Source organism: Corynebacterium confusum, assembly GCF_030408715.1.
Classification (GTDB): Bacteria; Actinomycetota; Actinomycetes; order Mycobacteriales; family Mycobacteriaceae; genus Corynebacterium; species Corynebacterium confusum.
Window position 1 is genome coordinate 1,509,899 of sequence record NZ_CP047202.1, and the last position, 18,639, is coordinate 1,528,537.

At 65.9% G+C, this 18,639-nt stretch carries 19 protein-coding genes; 6 read left to right on the top strand and 13 right to left on the bottom strand.

The annotated features are described in order from the left end of the window. Positions 1–4: 4 nt before the first annotated feature. Both miaA and CCONF_RS07060 read right to left on the bottom strand, forming a co-directional pair. Positions 5–913, bottom strand: coding sequence for a tRNA (adenosine(37)-N6)-dimethylallyltransferase MiaA (miaA, locus tag CCONF_RS07055; protein WP_435384064.1), 909 nt, complete (start codon positions 911–913; stop codon positions 5–7). Then, on the bottom strand, positions 913–1,566 hold the full coding sequence (locus tag CCONF_RS07060) for a hypothetical protein (protein ID WP_290222127.1): 654 nt from the start codon (positions 1,564–1,566) through the stop codon (positions 913–915). The genes miaA and CCONF_RS07060 overlap by 1 nt, the downstream gene beginning before the upstream one ends. Before the next feature lie 197 nt (positions 1,567–1,763). Here CCONF_RS07060 and CCONF_RS07065 point away from each other — a divergent pair, with 197 nt between their 5' ends. Beyond that, on the top strand, positions 1,764–3,119 hold the full coding sequence (locus tag CCONF_RS07065; RefSeq protein ID WP_290222129.1) for a DUF349 domain-containing protein: 1,356 nt from the start codon (positions 1,764–1,766) through the stop codon (positions 3,117–3,119). Between the two features lie 5 nt (positions 3,120–3,124). Beyond that, complete coding sequence (locus CCONF_RS07070; protein WP_290222132.1) at positions 3,125–4,315, top strand: GNAT family acetyltransferase; 1,191 nt, start codon at positions 3,125–3,127, stop codon at positions 4,313–4,315. A gap of 9 nt (positions 4,316–4,324) precedes the next feature. Here the strand turns inward: CCONF_RS07070 and CCONF_RS07075 are convergent, their stop codons facing one another. The 5 genes from CCONF_RS07075 to CCONF_RS07095 all read right to left on the bottom strand — a co-directional run bounded on the left by CCONF_RS07075 (position 4,325) and on the right by CCONF_RS07095 (position 8,839). Next, positions 4,325–5,029, bottom strand: coding sequence for an Rv2732c family membrane protein (locus CCONF_RS07075; protein WP_290222134.1), 705 nt, complete (start codon positions 5,027–5,029; stop codon positions 4,325–4,327). A 24-nt stretch (positions 5,030–5,053) separates the two neighbouring features. Further along, the gene (gene miaB, locus CCONF_RS07080; protein WP_290226327.1) at positions 5,054–6,574 is read right to left on the bottom strand and encodes a tRNA (N6-isopentenyl adenosine(37)-C2)-methylthiotransferase MiaB; all 1,521 of its coding nucleotides are present in this window, start codon (positions 6,572–6,574) and stop codon (positions 5,054–5,056) included. A 61-nt stretch (positions 6,575–6,635) separates the two neighbouring features. Beyond that, positions 6,636–7,232 carry a recombination regulator RecX gene (gene recX / locus CCONF_RS07085; protein WP_290222136.1) on the bottom strand — a complete coding sequence of 199 codons (597 nt, stop codon included), beginning with the start codon at positions 7,230–7,232 and terminating at the stop codon, positions 6,636–6,638. A gap of 4 nt (positions 7,233–7,236) precedes the next feature. Beyond that, positions 7,237–8,385: a recombinase RecA gene (gene recA / locus CCONF_RS07090; protein WP_290222138.1), complete on the bottom strand. Its 1,149-nt coding sequence runs from the start codon at positions 8,383–8,385 to the stop codon at positions 7,237–7,239. Between the two features lie 238 nt (positions 8,386–8,623). After that, positions 8,624–8,839 carry a DUF3046 domain-containing protein gene (locus CCONF_RS07095; RefSeq protein ID WP_290222141.1) on the bottom strand — a complete coding sequence of 72 codons (216 nt, stop codon included), beginning with the start codon at positions 8,837–8,839 and terminating at the stop codon, positions 8,624–8,626. A gap of 173 nt (positions 8,840–9,012) precedes the next feature. Between CCONF_RS07095 and CCONF_RS07100 the strand changes: the two genes are divergently transcribed. From CCONF_RS07100 to CCONF_RS07110, 3 genes are read left to right on the top strand one after another with little or no spacing between them, the layout of a single operon-like run. After that, a complete protein-coding gene (locus tag CCONF_RS07100; RefSeq protein ID WP_290222143.1) occupies positions 9,013–9,600 on the top strand; it encodes a biotin transporter BioY in 588 nt (195 codons plus the stop codon). After that, complete coding sequence (locus tag CCONF_RS07105) at positions 9,587–10,279, top strand: energy-coupling factor ABC transporter ATP-binding protein (RefSeq protein ID WP_290222146.1); 693 nt, start codon at positions 9,587–9,589, stop codon at positions 10,277–10,279. The genes CCONF_RS07100 and CCONF_RS07105 overlap by 14 nt, the downstream gene beginning before the upstream one ends. A gap of 19 nt (positions 10,280–10,298) precedes the next feature. Continuing rightward, entirely contained in the window at positions 10,299–10,916 is a 618-nt protein-coding gene (locus tag CCONF_RS07110) for an energy-coupling factor transporter transmembrane component T family protein (RefSeq protein WP_290222148.1), read from the top strand. 98 nt (positions 10,917–11,014) lie between these two features. On the opposite strand, the gene CCONF_RS07115 is transcribed toward CCONF_RS07110, so the two are convergent. From CCONF_RS07115 to pgsA, 4 genes are all read right to left on the bottom strand, one after another. Further along, the gene (locus tag CCONF_RS07115) at positions 11,015–11,884 is read right to left on the bottom strand and encodes a PspA/IM30 family protein (protein ID WP_290222150.1); all 870 of its coding nucleotides are present in this window, start codon (positions 11,882–11,884) and stop codon (positions 11,015–11,017) included. 109 nt (positions 11,885–11,993) lie between these two features. Then, complete coding sequence (locus CCONF_RS07120) at positions 11,994–12,335, bottom strand: helix-turn-helix domain-containing protein (RefSeq protein ID WP_070768471.1); 342 nt, start codon at positions 12,333–12,335, stop codon at positions 11,994–11,996. 36 nt (positions 12,336–12,371) lie between these two features. After that, positions 12,372–12,887, bottom strand: coding sequence for a CinA family protein (locus tag CCONF_RS07125; RefSeq protein ID WP_290222154.1), 516 nt, complete (start codon positions 12,885–12,887; stop codon positions 12,372–12,374). Then, complete coding sequence (pgsA, locus tag CCONF_RS07130; RefSeq protein ID WP_435384100.1) at positions 12,880–13,494, bottom strand: CDP-diacylglycerol--glycerol-3-phosphate 3-phosphatidyltransferase; 615 nt, start codon at positions 13,492–13,494, stop codon at positions 12,880–12,882. The genes CCONF_RS07125 and pgsA overlap by 8 nt, the downstream gene beginning before the upstream one ends. 185 nt (positions 13,495–13,679) lie before the next feature. On the opposite strand from pgsA, the gene CCONF_RS07135 reads away from it, so the two are divergent. After that, complete coding sequence (locus CCONF_RS07135) at positions 13,680–13,967, top strand: YciI family protein (protein ID WP_290222156.1); 288 nt, start codon at positions 13,680–13,682, stop codon at positions 13,965–13,967. A gap of 152 nt (positions 13,968–14,119) precedes the next feature. On the opposite strand, the gene CCONF_RS07140 is transcribed toward CCONF_RS07135, so the two are convergent. Then, entirely contained in the window at positions 14,120–15,235 is a 1,116-nt protein-coding gene (locus tag CCONF_RS07140; protein ID WP_290222158.1) for a TerC family protein, read from the bottom strand. A gap of 187 nt (positions 15,236–15,422) precedes the next feature. After that, positions 15,423–18,605 (bottom strand): DNA translocase FtsK, encoded by a 3,183-nt coding sequence (locus CCONF_RS07145; protein ID WP_290222160.1) that lies wholly within the window; start codon positions 18,603–18,605, stop codon positions 15,423–15,425. Positions 18,606–18,639: the final 34 nt, after the last annotated feature.

Genomic DNA, 18,639 nt, shown 5'->3' on the forward strand with positions numbered 1-18,639 from the left:
GTTACTAGCCCAGGCCTAAGGCCTGCCGGGCCTCGGCAAAGGTGTCGCCGGCCGCATCTAACCAGTAGATGCGCTTGTCCCGGCGGAACCAGGAGCGCTGGCGCCGCACGTAGCGGCGCGTGCCGAAGACGGTCTTTTCTTCCGCCTCGTCTAGGGAGAGCTGGCCGTCGAGGTACTGCAAGACCTGCGCGTAGCCGATGGCCCGGCCGGCCGTGGAGTCTGCCTGCAGGCCCTCCTCTTTGAGGCCTTCGACCTCGCCGACCAGGCCTTGGACGAACATCTGCCGGGTGCGCAGCTCAATCCGCGGGTTGAGCCATTCGGCCGAGGCGTGCAGCCCCAGCAGCCGGGTCCCCCAGCGCGGCGGGGCATTCTTTGGCGGCTGACTGGCCTGGAAGGGCCGGCCGGTCAGCTCGATGACCTCCAGGGCGCGCACGGTGCGCCGCGGGTCCTGGTCCTCGATGGTCTCGGCGGCCTGCGGGTCCCGCTCGGCCAGCAGGTCGTGCAGGGCCGCCGTGCCGATGTCTAGCCGAAGGTCTTCGTATTTCTGGCGGACGTCCGGGTCCGTGGGCGGGAACTGCCAATCGTCGACCAAGGACTGGACGTAGAGCATCGACCCGCCGACCAGGACGGGGGTCTTGCCCCGGGATTGGATGTCTTCCACGTCGGCTATGGCCGCGGCCTGGTAGCGAGCCACGGAGGCGGTTTCCGTGACGTTCCAGACGTCCAGCTGGTGGTGCGGGATACCTTCGCGCTCTTCGACAGAGAGCTTGGCCGTGCCGATATCCATGCCCCGGTACAGCTGCATGGAATCAACGTTGACCACTTCCCCGTCGAGCGCGTGCGCCAGGGCCACGCCGAGCGCGGACTTGCCGGAGGCCGTCGGCCCCACCACGGCAATAGGGGTGGGCAGCATTAGTCCACCTCCCAGCGCGCGACGTAGCGCCCCACGCCCAGGGAGTCGTCGGCGGCGATGAGCTCCGCCTCCCGCAGGCCCTGGCGGGAGGCGCACTCGGCCAGCTCCAGCCAGAGCGCGGGCTCGACGATGCCGGCCGCGGACAGCTGGCCCGCGGCCCACGCGTGCGGGTTGGTGCTGCCTCCTCCAAGCAGCTCGCAGCACCACTGGTGCGCCGCGGCTGCTGCGGGCAGCTCGGCCAGCGGGGCGCGGGCGTCCAGCCCGGCGCTGCCGTCGACGACGACCACGGTGATGGCCTGCGGGTCGGGTGCGCCTAAGTGCTCGCGCACGGCGCGCACCTCTACCCCGTCGATAGGCTCGGTGACGTAACGGGCCGCCAGCTCCGCCAGGTAATGCCCGGCCGACACCCGGACGTGTGGGGCGCCCCAGGCGGCGAAGGAGCCGGCGTGCTCGGTGCGCCAGCGCGGCGCCTGCGAGCAGACCACGTCGACCGGCACGCGGGCATGCTCCGCCGCGGCGTGCGCGCGTAGCTTAGCTGCCGTCTGCCCCAATGCCGCCCGGGCGTGGTCGAACAGCTGGGCTCCGGCGGCGTCGCTGGGCGCGAGTTCACGCACCAAGGCGGGGGAACCGGGGATTATCACGAGGGTAGACATACGCGGATAATCTTAGCCGCCGGCGGGGCTGGCCCACAGTTCACCCGGCCGGCTGGGAGTCCGCACGTGGCGGGTCAATACCGGGTAAAGTAATGAATCGGCACTTCGCGCAATTTTTGGGCGCGAAATCGCATACTCCCGTTAAAGGCAGCCGTGTCGCGCGGCGGCGATTTTTGCACAAGGATGGTGTTTGACTCATGGCCCCTCAATCACAGGAACCGCACCCGGGCAACATGCCGAAGCCCGGCCCTCGGCCGCAGGCCCCGAAGCCGGGTCAAACCGCGCGGCCCGGGGCAAAGCCGGCCGCGCCGGTAGCACTGTCCCAGACGCCGAAGTCCGACCCGTCCAAGTGGGGCCGCGTGGCGGACGACGGCACCGTCTACGTCACCACCGGTGACGGCGAGCGCGCCGTGGGCTCCTGGCAGGCCGGCACGGCCGCCGAGGGCTTGGCCCACTTCGGCAAGCGCTACGACGACCTGGCCACCGAGGTCGAGCTGCTCGAGGCCCGCCTCAAGGCCAACCCGCAGGAGGCCGACTCCATCAAGGACACCGCCGCCACCCTGCGCGCGGACCTGGCCACCGCCGCCGTGGTCGGCGACCTGGATGCGCTGGACAAGCGCCTGGCCGCCATCATGGACCACTCCGCCGCCGCGCGCGAGAAGGCCCAGGCCGACAAGGCCGAACGCCGCGCTGCGGCCATCGCGACTAAGGAAAAGCTCGCGGCCGAGGCCGAAGAGATCGCGGAAAACTCCACCGAGTGGAAGGCCGCCGGCGATCGCATCCGCGCCATCCTGGACGAGTGGAAGACCATCAAGGGCATCGACCGCAAGACCGATGACCAGCTATGGAAGCGCTACTCCCGCGCCCGCGACGCCTTCAACCGCCGCCGCGGCTCCCACTTCGCGGAGCTGGACCGCTCCCGCGCCGCCGCCCGCAAGAAGAAGGAAGAGCTGGTCGAGCGCGCCGAGGCGCTCCAGAACTCCACCGACTGGGGCCCGACCGCCCGCGCCTACCGCGACCTGATGCAAGAGTGGAAGGCCGCCGGCCGCGCTCCGCGCGAGGTCGACGATCGCCTCTGGAAGCAGTTCCGCGCCGCCCAAGACCACTTCTTCAACGCCCGCAACCAGGTCAACGCGGAGCGCGACAAGGAATTCGCCGCCAACGCCGCGGCCAAGGACGCGCTGCTGGCGGAGTACTCCCCGCAGATCGACCCGGCGGCCAACCTCAACACCGCCAAGGCCAAGCTGCGCGAGCTGCAGGAAAAGTGGGAGGAGGTAGGCTTCGTCCCGCGCAACCAGATCCGCGAGTACGAGGACAAAATCGCCGAGGTTGAAAAGCGCGTCTCCGACGCTGAGGAGTCCCAGTGGCGCCGCACCGACCCGGAGGCCCAGGCGCGCGTGGATCAGTTCCGCTCCCGGGCGCAGGACTTTAACCAGCAGGCGGATGCGGCCGCCTCCAAGGGCAACGCGCAGAAGGAAAAGAAGCTGCGCGCCCAGGCCGAGCAGTGGGAGCAGTGGGCCCAGACCGCCGCCGCGGTGCTGGACGAGCAGTAAAACCCGTGCCTGATTTCTCCCACCTGCACCTCGCCTACCTCGCCGCTCCCCGCACCACCGATGGCCGCCCGGTTGCTCCGGGCCAGCCGGCGGTTTTCGCCGAGCCCAGCGACGCCATCCGGACGCTGAGCTTCCTGTCGAACCTGGCCGCCCAGGAAGCCACCGGGGATCCGGCGGCTTCCATGTCCGCGGAGCTGGCGCTGCAGGCGCTGTGCGGCACCCCGGAGATGCTCACCGAACTTTTCGCGGTGGTCTCCGGCCCCGTGCCCGTCGGCGAGCTCTCCCCGCTGGGCTACCCGCTGCTGGCCAGCACCGGTGAAACACCGGAGCTAGATTACGTGGGCTTTATCCAGCTCAGCCGACCGCAGCTAGAGGACCGGGACAACGTCGAGCTCGACTGCGTCTTAGACGCGGGCTACCTCCCGCTGCCGGGCACCCCGCTGGAGTCGGAGGCCGCGGATCTCTTGGCCTGGATGCTGGATACCGGCTGCGAGCTCGCCCAGCGCCTGGGCCGTGCCCGCGTGCTCACCGGAATGATGCACGCGCCGGACGACGAGGTCCTGCCTACATCCCTCGCGGAGGTCTTCACGCGCAGTCGCTTTAGCCGCCGGCACGCTGAGACCCAGTTGGTCACCCGTATAACGGAGGCGGGCGAACCGCTCACCGCGGACTCCCCGGCTCTCCCCGGCCTGCCCGAGGGGTGGCAGTTCGCTGCCTTCCACAACTACGACCTGCCCGCCGATATCGAGCCGCAAGTCGTCGAGCTGCTCACGGTGGCCTCCCAGGACGCCGACTACGGGGAGATGACCGTAGAGCCGGTGGCTTGGACTGCCGACCGGCTCAACGAGGCGCGCCGCCGCGTGCACGAGCGCCGGTCCGAGACCGTCCTCGTGGCGGCTATCGATGCCACCGGGGCCACCCGCCGCGTGCGCAGCCTCGTCGAGTGCGGCCGCCACCACGGCGGGCACGCGGAGATCGCCGAATGGACGCTCATGGTCACCGACCGGGGCTGGCGCCGCCGGGGTTTGGCCACGGCGACCGCGCGGGCCGCGCTAGTTATGGCGCGCGAGTACTGGCCGGAACTCAACCGGGTCTACGGATCCGCCGCGCTTAGCGACGTGGCCTCCCGGGCACTGCACGCGCGCCTGGGCAGCCAGCCCATCGCCGTCACCACGGCCTGGCAGCGCGACCTCTAGGGCGCCCGCTTAGTTCGCGCTATTCCCTCCGTGATCGCGGCGGTAGCGGGCCGCGGCCTGCTGGCGGCGGTCATCGACCAGCAGCGGGTTGCTGTCCGGGGCCACGGTGGCGCGGATGCGGTTCTGGACCTGCCCGACCTCGTCCATGGTCCCGGCGGCGGCGCGGGCGCGTTCCTGGGCCTCCTGCTGCTCCGGGCTGCGGCGTAGGGCGACCAGGCAGTAGGCGATGAACGTCAGGCCGCAGGCGACCACCCCGCACACGGCGCCGATGCCGACCCCGTAGTCCTGGGTGCCGCGCACCCAGAACATGAACAGCGAGACCGCCAAGGCTACCGTCGCCATCATCCAGCCGGCCAGGCCGAAAACGGCCCGGCGGGTAAGCAGCGTCAGGGTAGTCAGCACGCCGACGCCCAGGGTCATCAGCACGGCGAAGACGTATTCCACAATCGAGATTTCCACCTCGCCGGACTGCCCGCTCAGCACTTGGAAACCTCGGGCGGGGCCAGCGTGCGGCAGCAGCAGGTAGGCCACGAACAAAGCTACGGCCACCCAGAGGGTAACGGTCTGGCCGCGCAGGTCCATGGTGCGCGCCGCCCGCTTTTCCGCCGCGGCGGCGGCCTGCTTCTCCTTGTTGTTTTCGATGTAGAGCAGCGAGTCTGGCTGCTCTACTTCCGAATTGGGCGATGGCGTCTGCGGGCGATTTGAATCAGTCACAGTCTTCGACCTTACTCGGTTTGCTTAGCAGCACCCGCCGTGAGCGGATGCCGGGGTTTCGGCGGGCCGACCCACCGACGGCAGCCCCAGGCCGACACCTACCGGCGCCGTGGTCGGGGTCTGGCCAGCGGCCGACATGTCGCCGGCCTTGGTGCGGCGGTGGGAGCTTACCCCGGCGTCGGCTACTAGGAAGAAAGAGCCGGAGTCCGTCACCGTGGTGTGCACGACGTCGCCGGGGCGGATCTCGTCCCGGATATCGTTACCGTCGCCGTCCACGGCGGCGAAGTGGACCAGGCAGCCGTCGCGTGCCCGTCCGGACAGGCGGTGGGTCTGGTCGTTCTTGCGACCGCCCGTGGCCTGCACGAGCAGCTCCACGTCGGTGCCGACCAGCTGGGCGTTCTCCTCGGCCTGGATGGAATCCTGCAGGGCCACCAGGCGCTCGAAGCGGTCCTGGACGACGTCCTTAGGGATCTGCTGTTCCATCTCCGCCGCCGGGGTACCCGGCCGCGGGGAGTACTGGAACGTGAACGCGGAGCTAAACCGCGCCTTGCGCACCAGCTCCATGGTCTCCTGGAAATCCTCCTCGGTCTCGCCTGGGAAGCCGACGATGATGTCGGTGGTAATCGCCGCGTGCGGGATCTTCTCGCGGACCTCATCCAAGATGCGGAGAAATTTCTTTGTGCGGTAGGACCGGCGCATGTCTTTGAGCACCTTGTCCGAGCCCGACTGGAGCGGCATGTGCAGCTGCGGGCAGACCGCCGGGGTCTCCGCCATCGCGTCGATGACATCGGAGGTAAATTCCGCAGGGTGCGGGGAGGTAAAGCGCAGGCGCTCCAGACCCTCGATCTGGCCCACCAGGCGCAGCAGCTTGGAAAACGCGTACTTGTCGCGCGGCAGTTCTGGGTCGGCGAAGTGGACGCCGTAAGCGTTGACGTTTTGGCCCAGCAGGGTCACCTCGGACACGCCCTGGTCGACCAGCGCCTGGACCTCGGCGAGGATGTCGCCGGGCCGGCGGTCTTCTTCCTTGCCGCGCAGCGAGGGCACGATGCAGAAGGTGCACGTGTTGTTGCAGCCGACGGAGATAGACACCCAGCCGGAGTAGGCGGACTCGCGCTTGGCTGGCAGCACCGAGGGGAAAGCCTCCAGCGCGTCAACGATTTCGATCTGCGCCTCGTCGTTATGACGGGCGCGCTCCAGCAGCGTCGGCAGCGCGGACATGTTGTGGGTACCGAAAACAGCGTCCACCCACGGCGCGTTGGTCAAGACGGTGTCCTTGTCTTTCTGCGCCAGGCACCCGCCCACGGCGATCTGCATGCCGGGGTGGTTTTCCTTCGTCTGCTTCAGCGAGCCCAGGGTGCCGTAGAGACGCTTGTCGGCGTTCTCGCGCACCGCGCAGGTGTTGAAAACGATGAGATCCGGCTCCGCCTCCTGCGAGGCGGCCACGTAACCGGCGTCTTCCAGGAGGCCGGAGATACGCTCCGAGTCGTGCACGTTCATCTGGCAGCCGAACGTGCGCACCTCGTAGGTGCGCGGGTTTTCAGTCATGGGGTTAGTCACGCCGGTTCATTTTAATGATCAACCAGGCCATTTCATAACCGCCCGGGGCCTAGGCTTCCAGTTCGGCCTCGCGCTCGGCCAGCGCCTTCCTCGCCAGATCCAGCGAGTCAGATTCTCGGAATCCGCGGCGGGCCAGCACGCCGACGATGCGCCGCAGCGCCTTGTCCCGCTCGTGCTGATCCGCCGGCACGGCCTTCACGCCACGGGCCTTCTTTTGCGCCAGCGACCAAGCCATGGCGCGCTCGTCGGCGGCGTCGATCTGCTCCAACGCTTCCTGGCGCTCCTCGGCACCGACGCCCTTGCGTTGCAACTCCTGATCCAGCACGCGGGTGGACTTCCCGCGGGCCTGGTGGCGCTGACGCACCCACTCGCGGGCGAAAGCGGCGTCATCGATAAGCCCCACCCGGGACAAATCATCCACGACGTCCGCGACCACGGCGGGGTCGAATTCCAGCTTCTCTAGGCGCTGGGCGAGCTCATGCCGCGAGCGGGAGCGCTGATCCAGCAGCCGCAAGGCGCGCTCGCGGACTTTGGACTTGGATTCCTCGGCTTCTTTATCGAAGAGATCGCTCTCGCCCCTGCCGTGTGCGTAATCGTCCAGGGCGCGCTGCAGCCGCGCGATCTTGTCCGTCGATGGCTGCGGCATCTACCTAGTCCTGATCGTCGTCGTCAAAGTCGACGTTCGGCACCAAGCCCACCGACTCATCCGACAGGTCATCGTCGGTGCCTGGCACGTCCATGGCGACTTCCTCGTCCGCGTTGGCGGCGTCGGCGCCCACGCCCAGCTTCTTGAAGATCTTCTTCTCGATCTCGTTGGCTAGGTCCTGGTTTTCCTTCAGGAAGTTGCGGGCCTTTTCCTTGCCCTGCCCCAGCTGGTCGCCCTCGTAGGTGAACCAGGAGCCGGACTTCTTGATGAAGCCGTGTTCGACGCCCAGGTCGATGATGGAGGACTCTCGGGAGATGCCCTCGCCGTACATGATGTCGAACTCCGCGATCTTGAACGGCGGGGAAACCTTGTTCTTCACGATCTTCATTTTGGTGCGGTTACCGATGGCGTCCTGGCCGTCCTTCAGGGTCTGGATGCGGCGGATGTCGCAGCGCACCGAGGCGTAGAACTTCAGGGCCTTACCGCCGGTGGTCGTCTCCGGGGAGCCGAACATGACGCCGATCTTTTCGCGCAGCTGGTTAATAAAGATGGCGGTGGTGCCCGAGCTGTACAGGGCGCCGGTCATCTTACGCAGCGCCTGCGACATCAGGCGGGCCTGAAGGCCGACGTGACTATCACCCATCTCGCCTTCGATTTCCGCCTTCGGTGTCAGCGCGGCAACGGAGTCCACCACGATGATGTCAATGGCGCCGGAGCGAACCAGCATGTCTGCGATCTCGAGGGCCTGCTCGCCGGTATCCGGCTGGGAGACCAGCAGGTTGTCCGTGTCCACGCCCAGCAGGCGGGCGTATTCCGGGTCGAGGGCGTGCTCGGCGTCAATAAAGGCGGCAATGCCCCCACCCTTCTGGGCCTCCGCGATGGCGTGCAGGGCCACCGTGGTCTTACCGGAAGACTCCGGGCCGTAGATCTCTACCACGCGGCCTCGCGGGAAGCCGCCGATGCCCAGCGCGATGTCGATGGCGGTGTTGCCGGAGGAGATCGCCTGGATGGGCGGGCGGTTGTCATCGCCCAGTCGCATGACCGCGCCCTTGCCATAATCCTTTTCGATCATGGCCATCGCGGCATCTAGCGCCTTCTTGCGGTCATCCGCGCTATTTCCGGTGGCTTTAGCGGACTTCTTCTTAGCAGCCATGGTTCTAACTCACCTTTTCTTTAACAAGTCTTTTGGGGGCTTGAGCACTTAGAGCACTTCGCGTTTATAACTCAGCGCACGGATAAACCCGCGGCCTTAACTTTTAGACTCCGCCGGCTAGCCGGTAGGTTCCCGCGCGCTGGCGTTTACAACGTAAAACCTAATGCCACCGACGGACACCAACCTCATAGTACACGCACGCCTGTTCGAATTTCGAATGCGGCACGCCGTCCAAGCGTCATTCAGTCGGATAATCCACGCCCAGTCGACGCTCTTCCGGGATGCTAGAGTCGTCACACAACCCGTCCCAGACCTTGCCCGGATCGACGCCGCGTTCGATAAGCGCGTCCGCGGTATCCCCGAACTCGGCCAAGACATGCGAATGGGAAATCCAGGCGGTCTTTTCCGCCCCGAATTCGTCCGTAATAAGCTGGGTATACTCCGTCAAACGCATGCCCGCCATCCTACCGCGTTATCTCCGCGCTCAAACAACCCGGCGGACGGAGAGAAAAACGTTTGACCCCTCACTACATGGGGGTAAAGCGGGGGTGCCTCTATCCTGCATGAACACCGTTCAAAAGTGGTCGTTTCCTGCAGATTGTCTGTTCGCTGCTAGGGTTTTCGGGCATGAAGAAGAATACTCTGGCCTCCGATCTGGCCTACGTGGCGGTCTTTACCGCCCTCGTCATTGTCCTGGCCTTTGTCTCCATCCCCGTCGGTACCGCCGGCGTCCCGATCGTTTTGCAAAACGCCGCCATCATCCTGGCCGGCCTCGTCCTGGGCGGGAAGCGAGGCCTGGCCGTCGGTCTACTCTTCCTCTTCCTCGGACTAGCCCTTCCGGTACTGGCCGGCGGCGGCACCACGCTGCGCGCCCTGGCCGGCCCGACCGTGGGCTACATCATCGGCTACGTGATCTCCCCGTGGGTCGCCGGCTCCATCGCCTACCGCGCCCCGCGCGCCAAGGGCGCCCGCATCGGCATCTTCATCCTGGCCGGCGTCGTGGCCCTGCTCACCCAGTACGTCTGCGGCGCGATCGGCCTGATGGTCCGCTCCGGCCTCTCGCTGACCGAGGCCACCGTGGCTCAGTTCGCCTTCGTCCCGGTGGACTCCGCGAAGCTCGTCGTCGCCATCATCATCGCGTACGGCGTGCACGCCGCCTTCCCGGATCTCATGGGCGCTACCAAGCGACGAGCTGACCGCCGTGCCAACAATTAAGTTCGACCACGTCGGCGTCACCTACGACGAGACCGAGGTCCTCCGCGATATTTGCCTGGAGCTTAACGAGCACCGGATCGGCATCATCGGCGCGAACGGTGGCGGCAAGTCCACCCTGACCCGTCTTATCAACGGACTGGGCGAGCCGACCAGCGGTACGGTGACGGTCGACGGCCTCGACGTCGAAGAAAACGGCAAGGAGCTGCGCAAGAAAATCGGTTTCGTCTTCTCCGATGCGGAGAACCAGATCGTCATGCCGCAGGTGCGCGACGACGTCGCCTTCTCCCTGCGCCGCTTCAAGTTGTCGAAGGAGGAGCGCAACCGCCGCGTCGACGCCGCATTGGAGCGTTTCGGGCTGACGGACCTAGCGGAGCAATCCCCGCACACCCTGTCGGGCGGGCAGAAGCAGATGCTAGCACTCGCGGCCGTACTCGTCATCGAACCCACGCTGATCCTCGCCGACGAGCCCACTACCCTGCTGGACCTGCGCAACCGCGACCGCATCCGGCGCGAGTTTTCCAGCCTGGAGCAGCAGCTCATCGTCGTCACGCACGACCTGGACTTCCTCACCGACTTCGACCGCGTCATCTGCATCGACGAGCACCAGGTCGCCGCCGACGGCCCGCCGGCGGAGGTCTTGAGCTTCTACCGCGACCTCATGGCAGCCCGCCCGCTCTAAGGCAAAGGAGTCAACGCTCGTGCGGCGCAAAAACATACCGCTGAATGTCTACGTCGATAAGAACACCATCGTCCACCGGCTCTCCCCCTCGGTGAAGCTGGCCATCATCATCGTCTTTATCTTGGTCACCAGCATCTTCATCAAGACCATCCCCTGGGCCCTAGCCGCGGTGGTGGTAGGCGCTATCCCCTACGCCCTGGCCCAGGTCCCGCCGTCCATCATCGCCAGCCAGCTCACCCCGCCCTTGTTCATCCTCGTTCCGCTGGCGGCCTTCCAATGGTGGTCGCGCGACTTCGAGTACGCGGCAGTGATGTTCTTGACTATCTTCGCGGCCATGGAGGTCGCCTTCCTGCTTACTCTCACCTCGACGGTGGACGAGATCATGGAGTCGATGGAGCGGACCCTCGCTCCCCTGGCGCGATTCGGCCTGCCCGTGGAGACCATCAGCTTGGCGATGTCCCTGACCATCCGACTCATCCCGCTGATGTTCGAGACCGTCGGCGAGGTCTTGGACGCCCGCAAGGCCCGCGGGGCGAACATGTCCGTGATGGCCTTTGCCACCCCGGTCGTCATTCGCTCTATCCGCCGGGCCCAGGCCATGGGCGAGGCACTAGCCGCCCGCGGCGTCGGCGATTAGTCCGCAACACACCAAGCCCCCAGCTTCCCTCTTCGGGATGGCTGGGGGCTTAGTGCCTGTCAGCGGGCGCTGACGCTAAGCAAAGTAGCTAGTGCGGATTATTCCCCGCGCAGCTCGCGCAGGCGGGCTTCCACGGCGTCGTTGCTGACCTCCGGCTGGGCAGCCTGGTCGGCCGCCGACTGGGCGTTGCCACCGGTGCTCTGGCCGGCCTCAAGCTGCTGCTTCTTCTGGCCCGACTCGACCGGTTTGGAGTCGTTCATCTCCGCGCGAATCTGCTCCAGACGGGAGTGTCCGGCCAGCTGCACGCCGGCCTGCTGGACCTCCTGCATGCGGGACTCGACGGAGTTCTCAGCCAGCTCGGCCTGGCCTAAAGCCTTGGAGTAGCGGCGCTCGATCTTGTCGCGAACGGCGTCCAGCGACGGGGTCGAGCCGTTAGACAGCTCGTTCATGCTGCTCAGCGACTCGGAGACCTTCTCCTGCATCTTGGCCTGCTCCAGCTGGCTCAGCAGCTTGGAGCGCTCCGCCACCTTCTCGCGCAGCGTCATAGCGTTGCGCTCGACGGCCTTCTTGGCCTGGTCTGCCTGCTGCAGGGCCTGGTCGTGCAGCTTCTTGGTGTCCTCGACGGACTGCTCCGCGGTCACCAGCTGCGCGGCGAAGGCCTCAGCCGCGTTTTCGTACTCGACCGCCTTAGTCTCGTCACCGTCGGCGCGGGCCTTGTCGGCCAGCTGCAGGGCCTGCTTGGTGTTGCCCTGCAGCTTCTCGATCTCGCCCAGGCGGCGGTTCAGCTGCATTTCCAACTGGCGCTGATTACCGATGACGGCCGCGGCCTGCTGGGACAGTTCCTGGTGCTGGCGCTGAGCGTCCTCGATGGCCTGCTCGATCTGGACCTTCGGATCGGCGTTTTCCTCAATCTTGGAGTCAAACAAAGCCATCAGGTACTTCCAGAGTTTGGAAAATGGGTTAGCCATGAGCCAAGGGCCTCTTTTCTTTAAACATATCGATTGCTCAGTAGTGCTTCGACCCACCATCGTAGCGAAAATGGTGGGCACACGCTGCCAATAGGCGGCGTAAGGGGAGCTAAAGCTCGGAGGCAGCCGGGGCGGTCTGCGCCAGTTCTTCATCCACCGACGGCAGCGCCATGTAGCCGGCGGCCTCGATGAGTACATCGGCCACCGACACGTCGAGGGCACCGCAGACTGCCGCAAGCATCTCGGAGGAAACCTCCTTGCGGCCACGCTCGAGCTCGGACAGGTAGCCCGGGGAGACGTGGGCGACCGCGGCGAGCTCGCGCAGAGTCACGGACTTGTCCGCGCGGAAAGCACGCAGGCTCAAGCCCAGGGCCTCCCGCAGCAACGGCTCGTTTAACGGCGCGGCATGGGAGCGGGTGGGGGTATCCAGCAGTGCGGTAGTAGTGTTCATCACTAGTTCCAACGGCTCAGTAACGTACTTTGTTCCCTATCGGCGGGGAAAATTTCGAATCTTTTCGACCGCTCTGGTCAGCGTCTGGCCCACGGCGGCGGCCCGGATCTCTTCCCTGGTTCCGCTCAGGCCCTCTGCCCCTCCCACTTGCCAGGAGTGCTGGGAGCCATCCGGGGCAGCAAGCCCCGCCCAGACCTCGCCGACCGCGTGCCCGTCCTGCGGGTCGGGCCCAGCCACGCCGGTCAAGGCCAGCCCCCAGTCCGCGCCGCACCGCATCCGTGCCCCCGCGGCCATCGCCTCCGCCACAGCAGCGGAGATAACAGTGTTTTCCTCGATGAGCGCGGGGTCCACGCCGGCTAGCGTGGTCTTGAGTTCGGTGGCGTAGGTGACCAGTCCCCCGCGCAGCACCGCCGATGCCCCGGGCACCGTGGCGAGCGTGGCCGCGCCCAGCCCCGCGGTCAGGGACTCGCACCAGGCGACGGTCTCGCCGCGCTCTTTCAGCGCGGTCACCACTTCGCGGGCGGCGGGGTTTGGGCCAGCAGGATTAGGCATTGTGCTTCCGGGCATCCGCCAGGTACTGCACGCCCGTGACAACCGTGACGGCCATGGCCAAGAGCATGACGGTCAGCGTCGGGATATTCATCCAGTCGGGCAGCGGGCACAGATACATGGCCACGGCCAGCGACTGCAGAACGGTCTTGAGCTTGCCTCCCTTGGAAGCCGGGACCACCAGACCGCGTCGCAGCATGACCATGCGCCAGATGGTGATGCCGAACTCCCGCACCAGGATGACCACGGTAATCCACCACGGCAGGACCCCGATGATATTTAGAGAGACCAGCGCCGTGGTCATCAACGCCTTGTCCGCAATCGGATCGGCAATCTTGCCGAAATCTGTGATGAGTCCCTTGGCCCGGGCGATGTCGCCGTCAAGCTTGTCTGTAATCATCAGCAGGACGAAGACAGCGAACGCCCACCACTGATGCTCAGCCAACACGAGCCAGGCAAAGACCGGAATGAAAAGGATTCGCAGGCTAGTCAGGATGTTGGGCAGGTTCCAATTGGAGGGCTTCTCCCCGCCGCGCTTCAAGCCCCCGCCGCCGCTGTGCGCTGGGCCGGGGTTGGATGACCTAGTTCCTGGTTGACTCACGCCTGCAATCTTACCTGCTTTAGATAGTTTCCTATTGGCCGCAGCCCAAACCGGGGCCCACCGGGCAATAGCGGGGCGAACTAAGCTAAACCGCCGCTAGTTGTTCGAGCAAAATCTCATCCACAATGGACCAGGACGGATTTAGTCCCTCAAGAAAGCCGCCGGGGCGGGCGCGGAAAAACTAAAATGACAGCATGAAGTATTTCGCCACCTTTTACGACTACGCCCCCACCAACCCACTTGTGTCGGAGCAGCGCCCCGCCCACCGCGAATTCGTCAACAGCCTGCACGAGAAGGGCCTCATTGTCGGCTCCGGCCCCCACCCGGATTCAGCCGGCGGCGCGTTAATCATCCTGCAGCTAGACGACGACGCCCAGGTCGCCGACGCCATCAATATCATGGACGACGACCCGTTCCACACCTCGGGCGTGGTCACCCGCCGCAGCTTCCGCGAGTGGAACCCCGTCACCAAGATTTTCTAGCCTGCGCCTTCTCTTATTCCGGCGCCGCAGCGACATACGCCCGGCCAGATTCCCCTCCCATCAGCAGTGTAGATATGGGCTTTCGAAAGATCGCGCTCGGGACGCTCAGGTGTGAATCGGTGCGCTAGCGCACCGACCAACCATTTTCGGCTCTAAGGCAATTCGGAGCTGGCGACCTCGTCGGCCTTGCCGATGAGGTGGCCGCGCTTGTCGCGGACAATCTTGTTGCCTTCCTCGTCCCAGTCGTAGTGGTTGTGCGAAACCTTGATGCCGCCTTGGGCTTCGTCGCGTTTGTTCTTCCAGATGGACGCCAACACCGTGATGACGAGGACGCCCACGATGATGATCAACGACCAGATTGTGGAGACCTCCGGCACCGGGACGTCGTCGCCGCCGTTGATGAACGGCAGATTGTTCTCGTGCAGGGCGTGCAGCAGCAGCTTCACGCCGATGAAGCCCAGGATGATGCCCAGGCCGTACGGCAGGTACACCAGGCGGTCCAACAGGCCGTCGAGCAGGAAGTACATCTGGCGCAGGCCCATCAGGGAGAAGGCGTTGGTGGTAAAGACCAAGAACGCTTCCAAGGTGATGCCGTAGATGGCCGGGATGGAGTCGAAGGCGAACATGATGTCAATCAGGCCAATGGCCACCAGCGCCACGAACAGCGGGGTCAGCGCCAGCTTGCCCTTCTTGGGTCCGGATTCCTCGCGGTGCATGAGCTTGTCGCCGTGGTAGCGCGGGGTGACGTGGATGGCCTTGCGGATCACCTTGATGACCGCCATGTCGTTCGGATCGGTCTCGGGAGCGTCGCGAACCTCGTCCACGATCAGCTTGATGGCGGTGTAGAGGAGGAAGATGGCGAACAGGTAGAACACGTCCGACCACGCGGCGATGACCGCGGCGCCCAGCAGGATGAAGATCAGGCGGAAGAGGAGCGCCAGCACGATGCCGATGAGCAGCACCTTCTGCTGGTACTTCCGCGGGATCTTGAACGCACCCATAATCAGGGCGAAGACGAAGAGGTTGTCGACCGACAGGGCCTTCTCCGTCACGTAACCGGTGTAGTACTGTACGGCGTGCTCGTGGTCCCACAGGACCCAGATGACTACGCCGAACAGCAGCGCCAATGCGACGTAGAAGGCGGTCCACAGACCGGATTCTTTCAGGGTGGGCTCGTGCGGGGTACGCACGTGCGAGTAGAAATCAAAGACGAAAAATCCGAGAATGACTGCGCTAGTTAGCAGCCAAATCCATACGGGTACACTCATGGCACTTATCCCTCCGGTCGTTGCAGCAAAAAATGGACCGGAGGTCTCCCCCGCCCGGGCACCCAGGCCGGCGCGACCGGGAGCGGGCAGTGTGCGCTGCCGCTGCCGTGTTGACGATCAGCGCCGAAGGATGGGGTACTCCCCTCCAAGACTCGCTTAATCCTACACGAGCCGGCCCGCCGGGGCCTTAAAACGCCCCCGACGACGGGTTGTAGGTCGCCTGTACGGTGCGGGTATCTTCCCCACCGGCAGGTGCCCCATCCGGGCTGGTGTCTGTCTCACCGCCGGCACCCGCAGCTTCCTGTTGTGCCATTTCCTCTTGCACCTCCTTGGGAGCGTCAGCCGGGTCGGCGCCCTTGATGTACCACAGCATGGTCTCGAGCTCCTCCGGCTTGGTGAGCACCTCGCGGGCCTTCGAGCCCTCGGAGGGCCCCACGACGCCGCGGGATTCCATCAGATCCATCAGGCGGCCGGCCTTGGCGAAGCCGATGCGCAGCTTGCGCTGCAACATCGAGGTAGAGCCGAGTTGGGAAGTAACGACGAGCTCGACGGCCTCCAGGAGGTCGTCCATATCCTTTCCGATATCGTCGTCGATTTCCTTCTTCTTGCTATCCTGCTTCTCCTCGGTAACACCCTCGGTGTAGTTCGGCTGGGCCTGCTGCTTGGCGGCATCGACCACGGCCTGGACTTCCTCGTCTGTGACGAACGCGCCCTGCAGGCGCTGCGGCTTGCCGGCGCCCTGCGGGATGAACAAGGCGTCGCCCATGCCGATGAGCTTTTCCGCCCCGCCCTGGTCCAGGATGACGCGGGAGTCGGTCAGCGAGGAGGTAGCGAACGCCAGACGGGACGGCACGTTGGTCTTGATGAGACCGGTGACCACGTCAACGGACGGGCGCTGGGTAGCTAGGACCAGGTGGATGCCGGCCGCGCGGGCCTTCTGGGTGATGCGGACGATGGAGTCCTCGATCTCCTTCGGCGCCGTCATCATCAGGTCCGCCAACTCGTCGACCACGCAGACGATGTACGGGTACGGGCGAACGTCGCGCTGCGAGCCGGCCGGGGCCTGGTACTCGCCGGAGCGCACCTTGGCGTTGAAGTCCTCGATCTTGCGCACCCGCGCGGACTTCATGTCCAAGTAGCGTTGCTCCATCTCCTCGACCAACCACTGCAGGGCCGCCGCAGCCTTCTTCGGCTGCGTGATGATCGGGGTGATGAGATGCGGGATGCCCTCGTACGGCGTCAACTCAACCATCTTCGGGTCGACCAGGATGAGGCGAACCTGCTCCGGCGTTGCGCGCGTGAGCAGGGAGACCAGCATGGAATTCACGAACGCCGACTTACCGGAACCGGTAGCACCGGCCACCAGCAGGTGGGGCATCTTCTTGACCGAGGCCGAGACGAAGTCGCCCTCGATGTCCTTGCCCAAGCCGATAAGCATCGGGTCGGTCTGCGCGCGAGTCGCCGGGGCGTCGAGAACCTCGCGCAGGCGCACCATCTCGCGGTCCGGGTTCGGCACCTCGATACCCACGGCGGACTTGCCGGGGATCGGGGTGAGCAGGCGCAGGTTGTCGGTAGCCACGGCGTAGGCCAGGTTGGACTGCAGGTTGGTCACCTTCGAGACCTTCACGCCCGGACCCAGCTCGATCTCGTAGCGGGTCACTGTCGGCCCGCGGCTAAAGCCGGTCACCTGGGCGTTGACCTTGAACTCCTCGAAGACGTCCGTGATGGCCGCGATGATGTGATCGTTGACCTCGGTGCGCTCCTTCGCCGGAGTGCCCGCGGTCAGCAGGTCCGTCGTCGGCAGGTCGTAGTCACCGTCCTCGGTCGGCGCCGGGGTCGCGGCAGAAGGCGCCGCGGCAGGCTCTGCCGCCGGCTCTTCCTCGTCGGCTGCCTTCCCGCTGGCCGGGTCCTGACCGGAGCGGGCGATAATCGCCTGGCGCATGGCCTCCCGCGAGGCCGAGACCGCGTCACCGGGTTTCGACTGAGCAGCGGTCGCGCGCGGCGTCGACGTCGCGCCCGCGTCCAGGGTGCGCGTGGGCTCCGCGGCCCCGGCGTCCTGGGAAGCGCTAAACAGGTCTTCCGGTTCCGGGGTAGCGTCGCGCACGACCGGGATCTCGTTGGTATCCGCCAGCTCGTCGCGCTGGCTGGACTTGCTCCCCGCCGGTCGGCCGGGGTTGTTCAGGGCGGTGGTCTCCGCCTCCGAGGAGCTCCAGGCAGAAGCCGGGGACGCCGCGGCAGCAGAACTTGCGCCCGGGCCCGACTGCGGGGCCGGTTTCGGCTTCTGGGGCAGCAGGCGCCCGGTGGCCCGGCGGGCCGTGGAACGGCGCTCGGTGTTACGGCCGGCAGCGATATCGTCGATGTGGTCGCTGACCTGTCCGTAGGCGTCGTCGTCGACGTCCTCCTCCGCGGCGTCCTTGCCGCGCAGGCCGGAAATCGTATCAACCAGCAGATCCCACGCCTCGCGCACGGTAATGCCGGTGACCTTCAGCGCGCCGTAGACAATGACGAGGAAGAGCAGAGGCACGGCCACGTAGCCCGAGAATCCCAGGGCCAGCAGCCCGCCGGTCCAGGCACCTACGGCGCCGCCGGCACTCATGCGCTCGGCCCACTCGGTGGGATCGCCGGCAAAGATGTGGATAAGCCCCAGCATGGAGACCACAATCAGGGTCGTGCCGAGGATGACCCGGGGCGGGATACCGCCCGAGGGCCCGCCGATGCGCAGCATGAGCACCAGAGCCAGGGCAACCAGGGCGACAGGCAGCACGAGTGCGCCCGCACCGATGACGAGGTGGACCACGGTGGCGATGCCGGCGCCGATGGGGCCGGCGATGTCCAGCCACACAGAGGCACCGATCACCGCGGCCAGCCCAAGAAGGATCAGGCCAACCGCGTCCGGGTTGCCGATGGATATGCCGGCCTCCGCGCCGTCCTCTTCGGTGTCTAGCGCGTCGTATTCGTCAATCTCTTCTTCCAATTTCGACCTTTTCGACGGGGTTGCCTCAGGCGTAATTTCTGACTTCTTTCTCTTGGCGTGGCGCGGCCGCTTAGTGTTCTGCTCGACCGGCGCCGCAGCGCCGTCGCTATGATCGTTACCGGCGTTACCCTCGTCCAGCAAGTCTTCGTCGCTGGGCTTCAGGCTTGCCAGGCCCCGGCTCACGCCACGGGCGGTGGCCGAAAACATGGCCCCAACCCCGTGCCCGACCGCACGGAAAGCGCTGCCGGTGCGAGGGTGCTCGCTCTCGGCAGCGCTGGATACCGCTAACGTCTCGGGCGCCTTGCCACGGCCCGCCGGACGCGCCCGCTTAGCCGGCGATGGTTTGTTGCGGCCAGGGGAACTACTGCGGCGAGACGAGGCATTCTTGACAGACATGCCTGTAACTCTAGCCGCTTATACCCCACTAATC